This is a genomic window from Agromyces sp. GL_144 (genome assembly GCF_057834305.1).
The window spans coordinates 2,446,080-2,462,019 of record NZ_CM174399.1 but is presented as its reverse complement, the minus strand read 5'-3'; the positions used below and the strand labels follow the sequence as shown (position 1 = coordinate 2,462,019).

Annotated in this window: 19 protein-coding genes and 1 pseudogene; 11 read left to right on the top strand and 9 right to left on the bottom strand. The window is 72.1% G+C overall.

Going from position 1 to position 15,940, the window contains the following annotated elements; all coding sequences use genetic code 11:
- Positions 1-29 precede the first annotated feature (29 nt).
- Both AC3IPY_RS11235 and AC3IPY_RS11230 read left to right on the top strand, forming a co-directional pair.
- Positions 30-872 (top strand): hypothetical protein, encoded by an 843-nt coding sequence (locus tag AC3IPY_RS11235; RefSeq protein WP_489184378.1) that lies wholly within the window; start codon positions 30-32, stop codon positions 870-872.
- An 18-nt stretch (positions 873-890) separates the two neighbouring features.
- On the top strand, positions 891-1,685 hold the full coding sequence (locus AC3IPY_RS11230; protein ID WP_489184377.1) for a ferritin-like domain-containing protein: 795 nt from the start codon (positions 891-893) through the stop codon (positions 1,683-1,685).
- Between the two features lie 39 nt (positions 1,686-1,724).
- On the opposite strand, the gene AC3IPY_RS11225 is transcribed toward AC3IPY_RS11230, so the two are convergent.
- The 4 genes from AC3IPY_RS11225 to msrB form a co-directional block, all read right to left on the bottom strand.
- Positions 1,725-1,871, bottom strand: a complete 147-nt coding sequence (locus tag AC3IPY_RS11225; RefSeq protein WP_489184376.1) for a hypothetical protein — start codon at positions 1,869-1,871, stop codon at positions 1,725-1,727.
- Positions 1,872-1,944: 73 nt separating this feature from the next.
- On the bottom strand, positions 1,945-2,505 hold the full coding sequence (locus tag AC3IPY_RS11220) for a flavin reductase family protein (protein ID WP_489184375.1): 561 nt from the start codon (positions 2,503-2,505) through the stop codon (positions 1,945-1,947).
- A gap of 139 nt (positions 2,506-2,644) precedes the next feature.
- Positions 2,645-3,166, bottom strand: a complete 522-nt coding sequence (gene msrA / locus AC3IPY_RS11215; protein ID WP_489184374.1) for a peptide-methionine (S)-S-oxide reductase MsrA — start codon at positions 3,164-3,166, stop codon at positions 2,645-2,647.
- A complete protein-coding gene (msrB, locus tag AC3IPY_RS11210) occupies positions 3,163-3,651 on the bottom strand; it encodes a peptide-methionine (R)-S-oxide reductase MsrB (RefSeq protein ID WP_489184373.1) in 489 nt (162 codons plus the stop codon). The genes msrA and msrB overlap by 4 nt, the downstream gene beginning before the upstream one ends.
- Before the next feature lie 237 nt (positions 3,652-3,888).
- Here msrB and AC3IPY_RS11205 point away from each other — a divergent pair, with 237 nt between their 5' ends.
- From AC3IPY_RS11205 to ligD, 6 genes are all read left to right on the top strand, one after another.
- Positions 3,889-5,586: a cation:proton antiporter gene (locus tag AC3IPY_RS11205; RefSeq protein WP_489184372.1), complete on the top strand. Its 1,698-nt coding sequence runs from the start codon at positions 3,889-3,891 to the stop codon at positions 5,584-5,586.
- A 163-nt stretch (positions 5,587-5,749) separates the two neighbouring features.
- The gene (locus tag AC3IPY_RS11200) at positions 5,750-6,697 is read left to right on the top strand and encodes an aggregation-promoting factor C-terminal-like domain-containing protein (RefSeq protein ID WP_489184371.1); all 948 of its coding nucleotides are present in this window, start codon (positions 5,750-5,752) and stop codon (positions 6,695-6,697) included.
- Positions 6,698-6,842: 145 nt separating this feature from the next.
- Positions 6,843-7,931 carry a YihY/virulence factor BrkB family protein gene (locus AC3IPY_RS11195; RefSeq protein ID WP_489184370.1) on the top strand — a complete coding sequence of 363 codons (1,089 nt, stop codon included), beginning with the start codon at positions 6,843-6,845 and terminating at the stop codon, positions 7,929-7,931.
- Complete coding sequence (locus AC3IPY_RS11190; RefSeq protein ID WP_489184369.1) at positions 7,928-8,437, top strand: nitroreductase/quinone reductase family protein; 510 nt, start codon at positions 7,928-7,930, stop codon at positions 8,435-8,437. Before AC3IPY_RS11195 ends, AC3IPY_RS11190 begins: the two co-directional genes overlap by 4 nt.
- Positions 8,438-8,480: 43 nt before the next feature.
- Positions 8,481-9,269 carry a lysophospholipid acyltransferase family protein gene (locus tag AC3IPY_RS11185; RefSeq protein WP_489184368.1) on the top strand — a complete coding sequence of 263 codons (789 nt, stop codon included), beginning with the start codon at positions 8,481-8,483 and terminating at the stop codon, positions 9,267-9,269.
- 88 nt (positions 9,270-9,357) lie between these two features.
- The gene (gene ligD, locus AC3IPY_RS11180; protein WP_489184367.1) at positions 9,358-10,401 is read left to right on the top strand and encodes a non-homologous end-joining DNA ligase; all 1,044 of its coding nucleotides are present in this window, start codon (positions 9,358-9,360) and stop codon (positions 10,399-10,401) included.
- Positions 10,402-10,418: 17 nt separating this feature from the next.
- Here ligD and AC3IPY_RS11175 read toward each other — a convergent pair whose 3' ends face one another.
- Positions 10,419-11,207 carry an isocitrate lyase/PEP mutase family protein gene (locus tag AC3IPY_RS11175; protein ID WP_489184366.1) on the bottom strand — a complete coding sequence of 263 codons (789 nt, stop codon included), beginning with the start codon at positions 11,205-11,207 and terminating at the stop codon, positions 10,419-10,421.
- A complete protein-coding gene (locus tag AC3IPY_RS11170; RefSeq protein ID WP_489184365.1) occupies positions 11,204-11,992 on the bottom strand; it encodes a cytochrome P450 family protein in 789 nt (262 codons plus the stop codon). The genes AC3IPY_RS11175 and AC3IPY_RS11170 overlap by 4 nt, the downstream gene beginning before the upstream one ends.
- A 64-nt stretch (positions 11,993-12,056) precedes the next feature.
- Here AC3IPY_RS11170 and AC3IPY_RS11165 point away from each other — a divergent pair, with 64 nt between their 5' ends.
- Positions 12,057-12,743 carry an ArsR/SmtB family transcription factor gene (locus AC3IPY_RS11165; protein WP_489184364.1) on the top strand — a complete coding sequence of 229 codons (687 nt, stop codon included), beginning with the start codon at positions 12,057-12,059 and terminating at the stop codon, positions 12,741-12,743.
- A gap of 48 nt (positions 12,744-12,791) precedes the next feature.
- Here AC3IPY_RS11165 and AC3IPY_RS11160 read toward each other — a convergent pair whose 3' ends face one another.
- On the bottom strand, positions 12,792-13,439 hold the full coding sequence (locus AC3IPY_RS11160; protein WP_489188305.1) for a GTP pyrophosphokinase: 648 nt from the start codon (positions 13,437-13,439) through the stop codon (positions 12,792-12,794).
- Between the two features lie 205 nt (positions 13,440-13,644).
- Between AC3IPY_RS11160 and AC3IPY_RS11155 the strand changes: the two genes are divergently transcribed.
- Positions 13,645-14,511, top strand: coding sequence for an MBL fold metallo-hydrolase (locus AC3IPY_RS11155; RefSeq protein WP_489184363.1), 867 nt, complete (start codon positions 13,645-13,647; stop codon positions 14,509-14,511).
- A 7-nt stretch (positions 14,512-14,518) separates the two neighbouring features.
- Here AC3IPY_RS11155 and AC3IPY_RS11150 read toward each other — a convergent pair whose 3' ends face one another.
- Both AC3IPY_RS11150 and AC3IPY_RS11145 read right to left on the bottom strand, forming a co-directional pair.
- The gene (locus AC3IPY_RS11150) at positions 14,519-14,797 is read right to left on the bottom strand and encodes a YchJ family protein (protein ID WP_489188304.1); all 279 of its coding nucleotides are present in this window, start codon (positions 14,795-14,797) and stop codon (positions 14,519-14,521) included.
- Positions 14,798-14,860: 63 nt separating this feature from the next.
- Positions 14,861-14,932, bottom strand: a pseudogene (locus AC3IPY_RS11145) (hypothetical protein); the annotation flags it as partial.
- 153 nt (positions 14,933-15,085) lie between these two features.
- Here AC3IPY_RS11145 and AC3IPY_RS11140 point away from each other — a divergent pair.
- The gene (locus AC3IPY_RS11140; protein WP_489184362.1) at positions 15,086-15,937 is read left to right on the top strand and encodes an aggregation-promoting factor C-terminal-like domain-containing protein; all 852 of its coding nucleotides are present in this window, start codon (positions 15,086-15,088) and stop codon (positions 15,935-15,937) included.
- The last annotated feature ends 3 nt before the right edge of the window (positions 15,938-15,940 follow it).

The window sequence follows — 15,940 nt, the reverse complement described above, 5'->3', positions numbered from 1 at the left end:
GGCCCAGCTCCGCGGAGTAGCCTCGGCACATGAACGACACGAACGGCGCCGTCCGGATCCCGGCTTCGGGATCCGGACCGGCGCCGTTCGCCGTCCGCGCCTTCGCGCGCACGGCGCACGGCAGCCTGCGCGACGAGGTCGACCTCGACGCCGTCGCGCGCGCCGGCCTGTCGCCCGAGTCGTTGCGCACCGTGGCGAGTCTCGCCGCGCTCGAGGGCGCGACCATGGCGCACCTGCGCAACGTGCTCGTGACGCCGACGCACAAGGACGCGAGGGTCACCGCCTTCCTCGTGTCGTGGGCGTATGAGAAGTACTGGATCGCCGACGCCCTTCGGCAGGTCGCGGATGCCGCGGGCACGGCCGGAACGTGCGGTCCGGCGCTCCCGTCCGCACCGGGCGACTCCGCCCGGGTGCGCGGTCGCGGCCCGATCCGGCGCGCGCTCGCGGGCTTCGGCCAGGGCTGGGACGTGATCGGCGCGCATCTCGCGCTCGGCCGCATCGACGACCTCGTGCTCGATCTCGCGTATGCCCGGCTCGAGGCCGTCGCGACCGCGGAGGCGAACCCCGCCATGGTCGTGCTCGTCGACCGCATCCGGGAGATCAAGCGTCGCCACACGTCGTTCTTCGAGGGCGAAGCCGCACGGCGGCTCGCCGCCTCGCCGAGGGCCGCTCGGCTCGCCAGGCGGGAGCTCTCGCGCACGACCTGGCCGCTCGGCAGCGCGTCGATCCCGGCCTCCGACCGTCGCGCGTTCGTCCGGTTCGCCCTGAGCGGGCCCGACGACGCCGAGATGCGGCTCGCAGGAGGCATCCGCTCGCTCCCCGGGATCGACGAGCGCGCCGCGACCCGCATCGTGCGACGGTTCGCGCACTGATCGACAGGGGAGACGAGCATGGCCTTCGACATCGACCGGTACACCGCGACCTCCGTCAGCGTGGACTGGAGCGACCTCGACCTCGAGGTGTTCCGCCGCGAGCCGTTGCCCGCGTCGTCGCTGCGGACCCTGCGGTACATGGCCGACGTCGAGTACCACACGGTCTGCTACACCCGCGACCTGCTCACCACGCCCTCGCACCGCGAGGCCGACGTCAGCGCGTTCATGACCATGTGGAACCGCGAGGAGTTCTGGCACGGCGAGGCGCTCGCGGCGGTGCTCGCGATGCACGACATCACGGTCGACTACGACCAGCTGAAGGCGAGCCGGCTGAAGCTCGGCTGGAAGGACCGGCTCGACCCGATCAAGCAGTCGGTGCTCGGCGGGCTCGTCGGACAGGACTTCGTGGCCGTGCACATGTCGTGGGGCGCCGCCAACGAGTGGTCGGCGATCACCGCATACCAGCGCATGGCCGAGCTCGAGGAGCATCCGGTGCTCGCCGAGCTGCTCCGTCGCATCGCGAAGCAGGAGGCGCGGCACGTCGCCTTCTACACCTCGCAGGCGCGGGAGCGACTGGCGGCGAGCACGAAGGCGCAGAAGGTCACGCGATTCGCGCTCAGCCGCTTCTGGGCGCCCGTCGGGTCGAGCATCATGCAACCTGACGAGGTGCGTCACGTCATGGGGCACCTCATGAGCGGGCCCGAGGGGCGGCGCGCGGCCCGCAAGGTCGACGACAGCATCAGCGGCATGCCGGGCCTCGGCGGCCTCACGATCGTGCAGGACGCCCTCGACCGGCTCGGCGTCGCGGCCTGAGGCCGGTCGGCTCGCGGGGTGCTGGCGTGCCCCCGGGCGCTACCGCGTGGTCAGCGCCGCGATCAGCGCGCCGATCGCCGTCAACGCGATGAGTCCGGCCAGCCCCCAACGACGCAGCTGCACCGCGAGCAGCGCGTACGAGAGGCGCCGGCGACGCCGACGTCGCCGCGGGGCGGGCTGGGACATCGGAGGGATCCTCTCGGGCGACGGCGGGCGCCGGCGTGAACGGGGTGCGGCGGGGGAGCGCGTCGGCCGCGGCTCAGACCTGCGGCGACTCGTCGTCGAGGGCGTGGAAGCGGCGGTCGCGGTACACGAGCGACGGCGCGCGTTCGCCGAGCCGCACGTCGAGCACCTCCGCGACCACGAGCGACGAACCGCCGACGGGCACCGTGTGGATGATGCGCGCCCGGAGCGCGACCGGGGCGGCGACGAGCCAGGGCTCGCCCGTCGGCAGCGAGGACCAGCCCTGCTCGGGCGTGAACCGTGGAGCGCCCGATCGCGCGAACGCCCTGGCCACCTCGACCTGGCCCGCGGCCAGCAGGTGCACGACGATGGTCTCGGCCGCGAGCAGGCCGCCGGCCGAGCCGGTGGCGCGCGTGACCGAGAACGAGAGCGCGGCGGGGTCGGCCGAGACCGACGCCACGCTCGAGGCCGTGAGCCCGACGGGGCCGAGCGGGGTCATGCCCGTGACGAGGGCGACGCCCGCCGGGTGGTCGCGGAACGCGGCCTTGAACGCCTCGATCGTGGCCGGCACGAGGGTCGGCGATGCGGCCGCATTCGCGAGGCCGTCGGCGATCGGATCCGGATTCAGCACACCCATGCCTCCAGCCTACGGTCGCCTCGCTGCGAGTCGGCCGCATGGCGGCGGCGGCGGGTGCCCCGAGCGCGGCGGATGCCCCGTCGGAACAGGTCCGACGAGGCATCCGCTCGCACTGCTCGGCTCGAGCGGGGCACGACCGCTACGCGAGCGCGGAGGCGTCGCGCTTCGGCAGCTTCCACCCCGGACGCACGAAGTGGCACGTGTACCCGTTGGGGTACTTCTCGAGGTAGTCCTGGTGCTCGGGCTCGGCCTCCCAGAACGGGCCGGCCTCCTCGATCGTGGTGACGACCTTCGCGGGCCACAGGCCCGACGCGTCGACGTCGGCGATCGTGTCGAGCGCGACCTCCTGCTGCTCTGGGCTCTGCGGGAAGATCGCCGACCGGTAGCTCGTGCCGATGTCGTTGCCCTGACGGTTCAGGGTCGACGGGTCGTGCACCTGGAAGAAGAACTCCAGCAGCTCGCGGTAGCTCGTCACGCTCGGGTCGAAGACGATCTCGATCGCCTCGGCGTGGCCGGGGTGATTGCGGTACGTCGGCTCGGCGTTGCTGCCGCCCGTGTAGCCCACGCGCGTGGACTCGACGCCCGGGCGCTTGCGGATCAGGTCCTGCATGCCCCAGAAGCATCCGCCCGCGAGGACTGCGGTCTCGGTCTGGTTCGTCATGATGCGTCCTCCTTCTCAGACGCCGTGGTCGCGGCATCCGTCGTCGTGAACAGGCTGCGGAAGTCTCCGTAGCCCTGCTCCTCGAGCTCGGCCACCGGCACGAAGCGCAGCGCCGCCGAGTTCATGCAGTACCGGAGCCCGCCGGCCTCGACCGGCCCGTCGTCGAAGACGTGGCCGAGGTGGCTGTCGGCACCCGACGAGCGTACCTCCACGCGCTTCATCCAGAGCTTGCCGTCGACATGCTCGGTCACGGCGGTGGCCTCGAGCGGCCTCGTGAAGCTCGGCCAGCCCGAGCGGCTGTCGTACTTGTCGGTCGAGGAGAAGAGCGGCTGCCCCGAGACCACGTCGACGTAGATGCCATCCTCGTGGTTGTCCCAGTACTCGTTGCGGAAGGCCGGCTCGGTGCCGTCGTCCTGGGTGACGCTGCGCTGGAGCGGTGTGAGGCGGGCGAGCGCCTCCGGAGTGCTGCGGTAGTCGTTCGACATGTCGTTCCTCCTTCATGGGGCGGCGCTGGCTGCGGCACCCTCTCGGTCGCGTTCCGCCTGTGCGGCGCGACATCAGGGAAAACCATCGAACGCCCCCGGCTGTTCCGGATGCTGCGCGCCCACGCTGTGAGTTCGCCGTGAGGTGCGTCCGTGACACGTCGCGCCCCGTGCGACAGACTTTCCCCAACGCCGTCGGCCGGATGCCGCGACCGACGGCAGGTCCGAGAGGGAATGTGCATGGAACTGCTCGTCGTCGTCGTGCTCGGACTGCTCGGCATCGCCGCGGCGACGGCGTTCGGACCGCGCCTCGGGGTCGCCGCCCCGCTGCTGCTCGTGATCGTCGGCATCGGCGCGAGCCTGCTGCCCTTCGTGCCCGACCTCGAGGTCGACCCGGAGTGGATCCTCGCCGGCGTGCTGCCGCCGCTGCTCTACTCGGCCTCGGTGGCGATGCCGGCGATGGAGTTCCGGCGCGAGTTCAGCGCGATCGGCGGGCTCTCGGTCGGCCTCGTCCTCGTGAGCTCGATCGCGCTCGGCATCCTGTTCTCCTGGTTGATCCCCGATCTCGGCCTCGCCGGCGGCATCGCGCTCGGCGCGATCGTGAGCCCGACCGACGCGGTGGCGACCTCGATCGTGAAGCGCATCGGGGTGACACCGCGCATCGTGACCGTGCTCGAGGGCGAGAGCCTGCTGAACGATGCCACCGCGCTCGTGCTGCTGCGCTCGGCGATCGTCGCGACCGCGGCATCCGTCTCGTTCTGGGACGTGATCGGCGACTTCGTGTTCGCCGTCGTCGTCGCCGTGCTGATCGGATTCGTGGTCGGAAAGCTGAACCTCTGGGTGCGCGAGCGCGTGACCGACCCGACGGTGAACACCGTCATCTCGTTCACCGTGCCGTTCCTCGCCTCCGTGCCGAGCGAGGCGCTCGGGGCCTCGGGCCTCGTCGCGGCGGTGGTCGCCGGCCTCGTCACCGGACGTGGTGCGATCAAGCGCCTCTCGCCGCAGCACCGCGCCTCCGACACCCAGGCGTGGCGCACGGTCGAGCTGATCCTCGAGGGCACGGTCTTCCTCGTCATGGGACTCGAGATGTCGGCCATCGTCTCCGACGTGCAGGGCGGGCGTTCGGGCCTCGTCGCGGGACTGATGCTCGCCGGCATCGCGCTCGCGGCGGTCATCGTGGTGCGCGCCGCCTTCGTCTTCCCGACGCTGGGCTTGCAGCGTCGCAGCGCTCGCCGCAGTGTGCGCCTGCGCGATCAACTCGCGGGCATGCAGGATCGGCTCGACGGCGCGGATGCGGCCGATCCGTTCCGGCTCGCCCGTGGTGGCGGCCCGCAGGGCGGGAAGGCCGCACCACCGGTCTCGAAGGATCGGCTCGCGATGTTCCGGCGCAGGATCAACCGCAAGGTGGCCGACATCGACTACTTCACGGCCGAGCCGCTCGGGTGGCGCGAAGGCGTGGTCATCGTCTGGGCCGGCATGCGGGGCGCCATCACGCTCGCCGCGGCGCAGACGCTTCCCGCCGACATCCCCGAGCGTTCGCTGCTCGTGTTCGTCGCGTTCGTCGTGGCGGCGGCATCGCTCCTCGTCCAGGGCGGCACGCTGCCGATGCTCGTGCGCTGGGTGAAGCCGGCTCGGCTCGACCAGGCGGCGATCGATGCGGACCGGGAGGAGCTGGACCGCATGCTCCGCGAGATCGCCCGCACGCGCATCGAGGCGGCGAAGGCGGCCTCTCCCGACCCCCGAACGGCGGCGCGCGGGTACGCGTTCCGCCTCGGCATCATCGACGAGCAGCGGCGCGCCCTGTGGGCGCAGCGTGACGAGGGGCGCTTCAGCTCGGCCGCGCTCACCGAGGCCCTCGCCGCGCTCGATGCGACCCAGATCAGCCTCGAACTCCACGTGCGCCCGGGCGATCAGGTGGAGCAGGAACCCGAGCGCTGAATATGAGCAATCGTCAATATTCGGATGACATTCACAGGAAAAGGTGAGGGGTTGTCCAGAACCTCTCGGCAGACTGGCGACTTCGCCCGGCCGCCCCCGCGTCCGTGGAACGCCAAGTCAGGTCCGACGCACCCCCGTGCGCCGTTCCGCCCATGTGAAAGACATGCAGAACCAGACTCACTCCACTCCTCCGACCGAACCGAAGCGCGAGATCGCGACCCGTCGCACCCGCAAGCTGGCCACCCCCTCGCACCGCTTCCGCACCCCGCTCATCACCGCAGGCGCCATCGTCGCCGTCGGCGCCCTCGTCGGCTCCGGCTACGCCGTGCAGAGCAACGCCGACGCCGCCGCCGCGCGAGTCGCCGAGACGCGTGCGCTCGCGCTCGCCGCCGAGCGCGACTCCGTGCAGAACCGCGAGGTCGACTACGGCTCCGTGCTCGACGTCCGCGCCGAGAAGGTGGCGAAGGACACGCTCAGCGTGGCCAACGGCGCCATCGCCGCGGCCGAGGGCAAGGCCGACGCCTCCGCGCTCGCGACCTCGGTGGCCGCCCTCGACGCCTACGACCTGCTCAGCCCGCGCAAGGTCTTCGAACTCGCCGACAAGGCGAAGGCGCAGACCGGCGACGTCAAGAAGGCCGTCGCCGAGGCCGACCGCATCGCCGCCGAGCAGAAGGCCAAGGCCGAAGCAGAGGCCAAGGCGAAGGCCGAGGCCGAGGCCGCCGCTCGCGAGGCCGAAGAGGCCGAGGCGAGCTCGGGCTCCGGCGGCGGCGGTGGCGGCGCGATCGCCGCACCGAGCGCCCCGTCCAACCCGAGCGAGGCCCAGGCCATCGCCCGCGACATGATGGCCGCCCAGTACGGCTGGGGCGAAGACCAGTTCGGCTGCCTCGTCGCGCTCTGGAACAAGGAGTCGGGCTGGAACGTGTACGCCTCCAACCCGAGCGGCGCCTACGGCATCCCGCAGGCCCTGCCCGGCAGCAAGATGTCCTCCGCGGGCGCCGACTGGGCGTCCAACCCGGCCACGCAGATCTCGTGGGGCCTCGGCTACATCGCCGGCCGCTACGGCAGCGCCTGCGGTGCATGGAGCACCTCCGAATCGCAGGGCTGGTACTGAGCCGACCGGTCCACCACCCAGGCTCGAACGAAGGCGTCCCGGCATCGGCCGGGGCGCCTTCGCCGTCGTCCGGCGCTTCGCTGCCAGAACGCGATGATGCTGTCAAGCGCCTGCACGCGGCATCCGCCCTCGATACGCTGACCGCATGGGCGACGACGAGACCGAGCGGCCCACCGCCGCTGCGACCGGGACTTCCGTGCCGTTCGGCGAGCGCGTGCGTCGCATCACCGCCTGGGCGCTCGCGCTGAAGCCCGTTCGCGCCTACCTGCTCTACATGGAGCACCACGGCGCCGTCCTCGCCGACAGCGTCACCTACCGAACGCTGTTCTCCGTGTTCGCGGGCGTCTTCCTGGGCTTCGCCATCGCGGGCATCTGGCTCGCCGGCAACCAGGACGCCATGGACGCGCTGGTCCAGACCGTCGACCAGGCCATCCCGGGCCTCGTCGGCGAGGGCGCCCTCATCGACCCCGACGACCTCGTGCAGCCGATCACGCTCAGCATCGCCGGCGCGATCGCCCTCATCGGCCTCGTCACCGCGGCGATCGGCGCCATCGGCTCCCTGCGCGTCGCCCTCCGCAACCTCGGCGACCAGCCCGACTCCCAGACGTTCTTCCTGTGGGTCCTCCTGCGCGACCTCGCGCTCGCGATCGGATTCGGCGCCGCGCTCGCCGCGGCCGCGGCGGTGACCTTCTTCAGCACGACCGCGATCGAGAGCCTGTTCGGCTGGATCGGCCTGTCCACCGCCGACGGCGGGTACGAGCTGACGACGAGACTCGTCTCGGTGCTCGTGATCTTCGCGATCGACACGCTCGTGGTCGCGGCGATGTTCCGGCTGCTCTCCGGCCTTCGCCCGAGTGCTCGCTCGCTCTGGGGCGGGGCGCTCATCGGCGGGCTGGGGCTCACCGTGCTGCAGCAACTGTCGAGCCTGTTCATCGGCGGGGCGACGAGCAACCCGCTGCTGGCCTCGTTCGGCTCGCTGATCGCGCTGCTGCTCTGGCTGAACCTGTCGAGCCAGGTGATCCTCATCGCCGCCGCGTACATCATCACCGGGGTCGACGAGGAGCACGACCGGGTGCGCGCACGGCATGGAGCCCCGACGGTCGCGATCCGGCGCCTGCGACGGGCCGAGCGGCGTGCCGCGGATGCCTCGACCGAACTCGTCGCGGCCCGAGAGGCCGTCGAGGCGGAACGCGCAGCGGCCACGGGCGGGCCCGGCGACGGGGGCCGCCCATGACGTCCGTGCTCGCATTCGTGCGATCGACGGTCGCCCCGCTGACGCGGACGCGGCTCTTCCGCGCCCTCGGGCCCGTACTGCTGCCGCCCCTCGAACGCCTCGTGCGCGCGGTCTCCGGCGGTCGCGTGCAGCTCAGCGGACTGCTGGTGCCGTCGCTCGTGCTGCACACGACGGGCGCGAAGACGGGGGAGCCGCGCGACAGCTACCTCATGTACACGCCAGACGGTCGAGGACGCGCGATCGTCGCGGGCACGACGTTCGCGCAGGAACGGCATCCGGGCTGGACCTACAACCTGCTTCGACATCCGGATGCCTCGATCACCGTGCGGGGGCGCGAGCTGCGCGTGCGTGCCGAGCTCATCGCCGACCCCGACGAACGCGAGCTCGCCTGGTCGAGGATCGAGTCGCAATGGCCCGGGTACCGCGGCTACGAGCGCGACTCGGGCCGGACGGTGCGGCTGTTCCGGCTCCGGCCCGTCGTTCACGACGCGTCGTCGAGATCATGACATCGCACAGTCGCTCCACAGTGGCCGGCCGTACGCTGTTCCCATGACCCGACGACGTGCCAGCGAACCGATCTACAGCACGGCCATCGTCGCCGGTCGCGGTCTCTTCGGGTTCCTGGGTCTCAAGCGCCGCGTCATCGGCGTGGAGCATGTGCCCGTCACGGGCGGCGCGGTGCTCGCGATGACGCATTTCGGATACCTCGAGTTCGCCCTCGTCGAATGGGTCACGTGGCTCGCGAACCGACGGCGCATCCGCTTCATGGCCAAGCAGAGCGTCTTCGACTCGGCCGTCACCGGTCCGCTCATGCGCGGCATGCGCCACATCGCCGTCGACATGAAGGCCGGCGCCGCCGCCTACGCGAAGGCCGTCGAGGCGCTGCGCGACGGCGAACTGCTCGGCGTGTTCCCCGAGGCGGGCGTGAGCGCGTCGTACACGGTTCGCGAGTTGAAGACGGGTGCCGTGCGCCTGGCCGCCGAGGCCGGCGTGCCGATCATCCCGGTCGCGGTCTGGGGCGGTCATCGCCTGCTGACGAAGGGCCACCGGGTCGGTTTCTTCGAGCGCTTCGGCGTGCCGGTGAGCTTCGCCTTCGGATCGCCGCTCACGGTCGGCGCCGATGAAGACGTGCGCACGGTGACCGAGCGCCTGCGCGAGCGCCTGCAGGGCCTCGTCGACCGCCTGCAGCGCGAGTACCCCGTCGACGGCACCGGCACCTGGTGGCAGCCGAGGAGCCTCGGCGGCACGGCGCCCACGCCCGAGGAGGCCGCGGTGGCCGACGCGGCCCGCGACGCCGCTCGCGAGGCGGCCCGGGCGGCGCGCAAGTCCGAGGGGTAGCCGCGCGCGACACGTCGGCACCGCGGCTCGATCGGCACGACCGGTCGGCCCTCGCGACGCGTCGGCGGCGTGGAGTAGCGTCGCTGGCATGGCAGGCGACGCGGCACAGCTCACGGTTCCCGCACCCGACGGCGAGCGGCAGGTGCGCATCTCGTCACCCGGGCGAGTGCTCTGGCCCGAGGTCGGCATCACCAAGCTCGAGCTCGCCGAGTACCTCGTCGCGGTCGGCCCCGCGTTCATCGAGGCCAACGGCGGCCGGCCGGTCTCGCTCCAGCGGTTCCCCGAGGGCGTCGACGGCGAGCAGTTCTTCTCGAAGAACCCGCCGCGCGGTGCGCCCGAATGGGTGCGATCGGTCACGGTCACGTATCCCAGCGGGCGGCGGCATCCGCAGCTCGTGCTCGACGAGCCCGCAGGGGCCGTGTGGGCGGCGCAGATGAACACGGTCGTGTTCCACCCGTGGGCGTCGCGGGCCGAGAACACCGACAACCCCGATCAGCTGCGCATCGACCTCGACCCCCAACCCGGCACCGGGTTCGCCGAGGCGGTGCCGATCGCGCTCGAACTGCGCGACCTGCTCGGCGAGGTCGGGCTCACGGCCTTCGTGAAGAGTTCCGGCAGCCGCGGCATCCACGTCTTCGCCCCCATCGAGCCCGATCACGAGTTCCTCGACGTGCGCCACGCCGTGATCGCGCTCGGCCGCGAGCTCGAACCTCGCCTGCCCGAGCAGGTCACCACGAACTGGTGGAAGGAGGAGCGCGGCGACCGCATCTTCATCGACTACAACCAGGCGAACCGCGATCGCACCATGGCGGGTGCGTACAGCCCGCGGCCGCTCCCGCACGCCTCCGTGTCCTGCCCGCTCGAGTGGAGCGAGCTCGAGTCCACCGATCCGACGCGGCACACGATCCGCACGGTGCCGCAACGGCTGGCCGAGCAGGGCGACCCATGGCACGGCATGCACGAGCATCCCGGCCGCATCACGACGCTGCTCGAGTGGTGGCAGCGCGGCCTCGACGACGGGCTGGGCGAGTTGCCGTTCCCGCCCGACTTCCCGAAGATGCCGGGCGAGCCGATGCGCGTGCAGCCGAGTCGCGCGCGCAAGGACGGCGGCGACGCCGCTGCCGCCGACTGAGCCGGGCCCGCGGCACCTCACGAGAGGTCGGCGACCTCCCCGTACGACGGGATGGTCGACGGCGCGGACACCGACGGGTCGCGCACCCGGGCGAGGGCATCCTCGATCGCGCCGAGCGTGCTGCGGAAGAGCAGCGAACCGGTGCTGACCCTTGCCACGCGCGCGCCCGCGAGGTCCTCGAGCGCGACGCCCGGCTGCACGAGCACGTTCAGGGGCGCGCCCGCACGCTCCGCCAGCCGCGCGATGAGATCCAGCGGCATCACGCCCGGCACGAACACGCCGGAGGCACCCGCGGCGATGTACCGAGCCGATCGTGCGACGGTGATCTCCTCGCGCTCGGGTGCCGAGCCGCCGTGGTCGATCCAGAATGCGTCCGTGCGGGCGTTCACGAACAGCCCGGGTGCGGCGACCACGATCGCCTCCACCTTCGCGGCCGTCAGCAGCGGATCACCGAGCCGGCCCGTCGCATCGGAGTCCTCGAGGTTCACGCCGAGCACGCCGAGCCGGTGCAACCGCCGTGCGTACCCGGCGACGGTCGCGGGGTCGTCGGAGAAGCCGGATTCGATGTCGACGGTGACGCCGAGGCCCGCGCCGGTCAGCTCCGCGGCCAGTCTCAGCGTGGCGTCCGCGGTGCGACCTGCGCCGTCGGGCAGCCCGGCCTCGACCGCGACGCCGAGGCTCGTCGTGCCGACGACCTCGTGGCCCCTCGCGGCGAGCCAGCGGGCGGATGCGAGGTCCCACACGTTCGGCAGGAGGAAGGGGCGTCCAGGGCGGTGCAGCGCGGCGAACGCGTCGGGCGTCATCATCGGGCATCCCGCGAACGGAGCGCGTCGACGACGGCCGACGCGATCGCCAGCGCGTGCTGCGGGGCCGGACATGCTCGGGGGCCGGCGCCGAACGCGAGCGTCGACCGGGCGGCATCCGCGTCCGAGATGACGTCCGCGCCCTGGTCGGCGCCGGTGTCGGCGAGGCCCACGACCACGATGTCGCCGTCGGGGCGCAGGCGCCTGGTCGACGGCACGGGCGGTTCGCGTCGCAGCGTGTGCAGCAGTGCGGCCCTCGTGCCGAGGCCGGGATGCTCGGCGATCGCCCGCAGGGCGCCGTCGATGAGCGCCGCCGTCGCGAGGTGCGCCTGCACGAGCAGCTGCACGGCGAGCTCGGGATCGCGGATCGGGGCGAGGTCGATCGCGCGCGTCGTGGCGTCGTCGGCGGCCTCCGACGCAGCACCGGATGCGTAGATCGCGGCGACCTCGGCGACGAGCGCGGGGAGCTCGCCGGGGCTCGCGAAGCCGAGGTGCTCGGCGAGGCACGCGACCGGCACGGTGCGTGCGACCAGCTGCGGCGGAGTCTCCCGGGCGGCCGCCGTTCGACGCGCGGCGGTTCGCGCCAGGGCCTGGGGATCCAGCGCCGCGAGCCGCTGCTCGATCAGGGCGCGACGCTCGTCGTGCCGGTCTCCGTCGACGAACCGCGAGGTCGCGGCGCGGAACCGTTCGGCGGCATGCTCGGACCCGGCATCCGCCTCGGGAACGCGGTGTCCGGGATCGGCGAGGATGCGTCGCACGTCGGAGGGATCGGTGATCGTGTCGGCCATGCTCCGACGCTATGCCCGTGAAGGTTCGCCCTGGAACGAATCGTCGTCGGCGTACGCTGGCACGGTGGACGGCGATGCAGACCTCTCGTACCCGGCACGGCTCATGGGCGAGCCGGCGCGCGCGGCGATGCTGGTGGCGCTGCTCGACGGGGGTTCTCGCCCGGCGAGCGAGCTCGCGGCGATCGCCGGCGTGCGACCGCCGACCGCGAGCGCGCATCTCGCGCAACTCGTCGAGGGCGGACTGCTCGTCGACCGCCGCATCGGACGGCACCGCTACTTCACCCTGGCCGATGCGAGCGTGGCCGACGCGGTCGAGGCGCTGCAGCGCCTCGCGCCTCGGCAGCGGGTGACCTCGTTCACCCAGTCCTCGACGGCCGCGCGGCTCGCCGAGCTGCGATCGTGCTACGACCACCTCGCCGGGCGAGTGGCGCTCGTGATCACCGACGCCCTCGTCGCCGAGGGATCGATCGCGCCGCTCGTCGCGGGCGGCGTGGGCGAGGTCACCGCGCACGGGCCGGTCGCGCGCCGCCTCGGGCTCGACGTGCAGAGCGATGCGGGGCATGCGACGAGCCGTCGCCCATCGGTGCGCGGATGCCTCGACTGGACCGAGCGGCGCCCGCATGTCGCCGGAGCGCTCGGCGCCCGGATCCGCACGACGTTCCTCGAGCGTGGCTGGGCGACCGCGCTCCCGAACGATCGCTCGCTCAAACTCACCGACGCCGGACGGGAGCTGCTCGCCGAGATCGTCTGAATGCTCACCTGGAAAGGGTGCGCGCTCGCGCCGGCCCGATGGTGCGACTCAGACCGCGATCGGCCGGTTCATCCCGGTGCGGGCCGGGCCGCCGCCGTGCAGTTCTCGGTGCAGTCGCTCCATGCGCGCATCGAGCTCCGCCGCCGTGTGCGCGGCATCCGTCAGGTCCTCGAGCAGCTCGGCCGGCACCTGGCGATCGTACTTGTAGTAGATCTTGTGCTCGAGGCTCGCCCAGAAGTCCATGGCGATCGTGCGCACCTGCACCTCGACGGGCACGTGATGCGTGCCGGTCGAGAGGAAGACCGGCACCTCGACGATGAGGTGCAGGCTCTGGTATCCGTTCGCCTTCGGCTCCGAGATGTAGTCCTTCTGCTTCAGCACCCGGATGTCGCCCTGGGCGGTGAGCAGTTCGGCGACGCGGTACACGTCGGACACGAAGCTGCACGTCACCCGCACGCCGGCGATGTCGGTGATGGTCTCGCGGATCGCGTCGAACGTCGGCTCGATGCCCTTGCGGTCCATCTTCTCGATGACGCTGTCGAGGCTCTTCAACCGGCTCGAGATGTGCTCGATCGGGTTGTACGCGTGCGTCTGCCCGAACTCCTCACGCAGGATCGAGAGCTTGGTGATCACCTCGTCCATGCCGAACTTGTACCGCAGCATGAACCGCTCGGTCTCGTCGCGGAGGCTGCGCATCTCGTCGAGCGTGCCGCCGTCGATGGCCTCGAGCGCCCGCTGGGCCCGTTCGGTCAGGGCATGCGGTGCCAGGTCGCGGGCGGCGGCGTCGTCGTTCGAACTCACGTCAGTCACCGTACGCGGACAACCTCTGCATTCCCTTTGACCGCCCGCGCGGGCCGATCCGGTCGCGGCCGCTCGACCGAAGGCGGCTAGGCTCGGCGGCATGTCGACCTGGTCCTTGATCGCGCCCGGCGTGCACCAGCGACGCGGGGGCGCGTTCGATCTCTCGGTCGTCGTCATCGAGGGCGACGACGGGCTGCTCGTGGTCGACTCGGGCGCAGACCCCCACGAGGCCGAGGCGATCCTCGCCGACCTCCGCGATCGGTTCCGCGCTCCGGTCGTCGGCCTGGTGAACACGCATGCGCATTTCGACCACACGTTCGGCAACCAGGTGTTCGGGCCGGGTTCGGCGACGGATGCCGCGATCCACGGCCACGCCGCGATCGCGGAGCACTTCGCGGCGTACGAGGGCCCGCGACTGGCCGCCTGGCGCGATGATCGCTCCCGTGAGCCCGAGCGGCGATGGGAGTCGGTCGAACTCGTGGCCCCGACGCATCCGGTCGACGTGCCCACGAGGCTCGACCTCGGCGGCCGCGCCGTCGAGCTGCGTCCGCAGCTCGAGGCGCACACCGACACCGACCTGGTGGTGTTCCTCCCGGCCGAGCGCGTGTGGATCCTGGGCGACCTCGTCGAGGAGTCCGGGCCGCCGATGTACGGCTCCGGCAGCTACCCGCTCGGCTGGCCCGACGTGCTCGATGCGCTCCTGGCCCAGATGCGCCCCGGCGACCTCGTCGTGCCGGGCCACGGCGGCGTGGTCGACCCCGGGTTCGTCGCGCGGCAGGCGGCCGACCTGCGCCGCATCGCCGACCGGCTCGCGGCCGCGCACGCCGCGGGACTGAGCGAGGCCGAGGCACTCGAGCGGCACGACGAGTGGCCGTTCCCGGTCGCGGGGCTCGTCGGTGCGGCCGAACGCGTGTACGCGGCACTCGACGGGCGTCCGCTCGAGCAGGGGAGCATCGAGGACGCCTGAGCCCGGCTCAGCCGATCGCGCCCACGTAGAACCACTGCCCGCCCTCGCGGGTGAACGTGCTGACCTCGTGCTGCTCGCCGCGCTCGCCGTCGTGCCGGTAGACCGCGGTGAACTCCACGACGCCCTCGCGGTCGAACGGGCCGCCCGCCTCGGTGCGCTCGACGTCGAGGCGCTGCCACCGAACGGTCGCATCGAGCTCCAGCTCGGCGGGCCGGGTCGACGGATGCCACGTCGCGAGCAGGTAGCCCGCGTCGCCGACGGCGAACGCCGTGAAGCGCGAGCGCATGAGCTGTGCGGCGGTCGGCGCGACGGCGGACCCGACGAGCCATCGGCCGCAGCATTCCCCGAACGTGAGGCCGCTCGTACACGGACAACGGTTGCCGGAGGCCGGGAACTCAGAGGATTCGGAGGTTTGCGCCATGCCCCCAGTATTCCGGGGCGCGAGAGGTCTCGGTCATGCTCCGCACAGGCAGAAGTGAGGATCTGTACAGAAACACTCGGCAGAGTCTCTGTCTTGTGCCCGCGCTCGGCGGCGCCCACCCCCGTTTCCCCCCATCCCCGAGCAACAGGATTCATGCGCCCCACCACGAACTCACCGTCAGAAGAACGCTCGAATACCACCGCAGACTCGCACCCCCGCCGCAGCATCCGCTCGCGCCGCGTCGGCCGCCGCCGCTTCATCGCCGCGGGCGCCGTGCTCGCCGTCGGCCTCGTCGCCGGCACCGGCTTCGCCGTGCAGAACGCCTTCGAGGCGGATGCTCGCGCCCAGGCGACCGCCCAGCTCACCAACGCGAGCGGGCTCAGCACCGACTACCTCGGCGTCTACAGCGGCATCGCCGCCGCCAAGGTGAAGGCCCAGGCCGCGGACACCATCACGATGGCGAACGAGACCCTCGCGAAGGCCGACGGCAAGGTCGACGCGTCCGCGCTCGCGGCCTCCGTCGCCTCGCTGAGCGACTACGAGGACATCCCGACCGACGCGGTGGCCGACCTCACCAAGGAGACGAAGGCGGCGGCCGCCAAGACCGCGGCCGACATGTCGGCGTACGAGAAGGCCGAGGCGGCCGCGGCCGCCCAGGCCGCCGCCGAGGCCGCGGAGGCGCTCGCGAACGCGAACACGCCCGACGGCGCCCGCGCCAGCGCGCGTTCGCTCGCGGCATCGATGTACGGCTGGGGCGACGACCAGTTCCAGTGCCTCGACAGCCTCTGGGCGAAGGAGTCCGGCTGGTCGTACACGGCCTACAACGGCTCGAGCGGTGCGACCGGCATCCCGCAGTCGCTGCCCGGCAGCAAGATGGCCTCGGCCGGCGCCGACTGGGAGACCAACGCCGCGACGCAGATCAAGTGGGGCCTCGGCTACATCGCCGGCTCCTACGGATCGCCCTGCAGCGCGTGGTCGCACTCGCAGTCGGTCAACTGGTACTGATTC

Bases quoted from the DNA above. Each gene is read 5' to 3' on its own strand.
- AC3IPY_RS11230 (WP_489184377.1), top strand. From the start codon at position 891: ATGGCCTTCGACATCGACCGGTACACCGCGACCTCCGTCAGCGTGGAC.
- AC3IPY_RS11225 (WP_489184376.1), bottom strand. From the start codon at position 1,871: ATGTCCCAGCCCGCCCCGCGGCGACGTCGGCGTCGCCGGCGCCTCTCG.
- AC3IPY_RS11150 (WP_489188304.1), bottom strand. From the start codon at position 14,797: ATGCGCTCGCGCTTCACGGCGTTCGCCGTCGGCGACGCGGGCTACCTG.
- AC3IPY_RS11175 (WP_489184366.1), bottom strand. From the start codon at position 11,207: ATGATGACGCCCGACGCGTTCGCCGCGCTGCACCGCCCTGGACGCCCC.
- msrA (WP_489184374.1), bottom strand. From the start codon at position 3,166: ATGACGAACCAGACCGAGACCGCAGTCCTCGCGGGCGGATGCTTCTGG.
- AC3IPY_RS11190 (WP_489184369.1), top strand. From the start codon at position 7,928: ATGACGTCCGTGCTCGCATTCGTGCGATCGACGGTCGCCCCGCTGACG.
- msrB (WP_489184373.1), bottom strand. From the start codon at position 3,651: ATGTCGAACGACTACCGCAGCACTCCGGAGGCGCTCGCCCGCCTCACA.
- AC3IPY_RS11160 (WP_489188305.1), bottom strand. From the start codon at position 13,439: ATGCGCAGCCTCCGCGACGAGACCGAGCGGTTCATGCTGCGGTACAAG.
- AC3IPY_RS11205 (WP_489184372.1), top strand. From the start codon at position 3,889: ATGGAACTGCTCGTCGTCGTCGTGCTCGGACTGCTCGGCATCGCCGCG.
- AC3IPY_RS11185 (WP_489184368.1), top strand. From the start codon at position 8,481: ATGACCCGACGACGTGCCAGCGAACCGATCTACAGCACGGCCATCGTC.
- AC3IPY_RS11200 (WP_489184371.1), top strand. From the start codon at position 5,750: ATGCAGAACCAGACTCACTCCACTCCTCCGACCGAACCGAAGCGCGAG.
- AC3IPY_RS11235 (WP_489184378.1), top strand. From the start codon at position 30: ATGAACGACACGAACGGCGCCGTCCGGATCCCGGCTTCGGGATCCGGA.
- AC3IPY_RS11220 (WP_489184375.1), bottom strand. From the start codon at position 2,505: ATGGGTGTGCTGAATCCGGATCCGATCGCCGACGGCCTCGCGAATGCG.
- AC3IPY_RS11155 (WP_489184363.1), top strand. From the start codon at position 13,645: ATGTCGACCTGGTCCTTGATCGCGCCCGGCGTGCACCAGCGACGCGGG.
- ligD (WP_489184367.1), top strand. From the start codon at position 9,358: ATGGCAGGCGACGCGGCACAGCTCACGGTTCCCGCACCCGACGGCGAG.
- AC3IPY_RS11195 (WP_489184370.1), top strand. From the start codon at position 6,843: ATGGGCGACGACGAGACCGAGCGGCCCACCGCCGCTGCGACCGGGACT.
- AC3IPY_RS11140 (WP_489184362.1), top strand. From the start codon at position 15,086: ATGCGCCCCACCACGAACTCACCGTCAGAAGAACGCTCGAATACCACC.
- AC3IPY_RS11170 (WP_489184365.1), bottom strand. From the start codon at position 11,992: ATGGCCGACACGATCACCGATCCCTCCGACGTGCGACGCATCCTCGCC.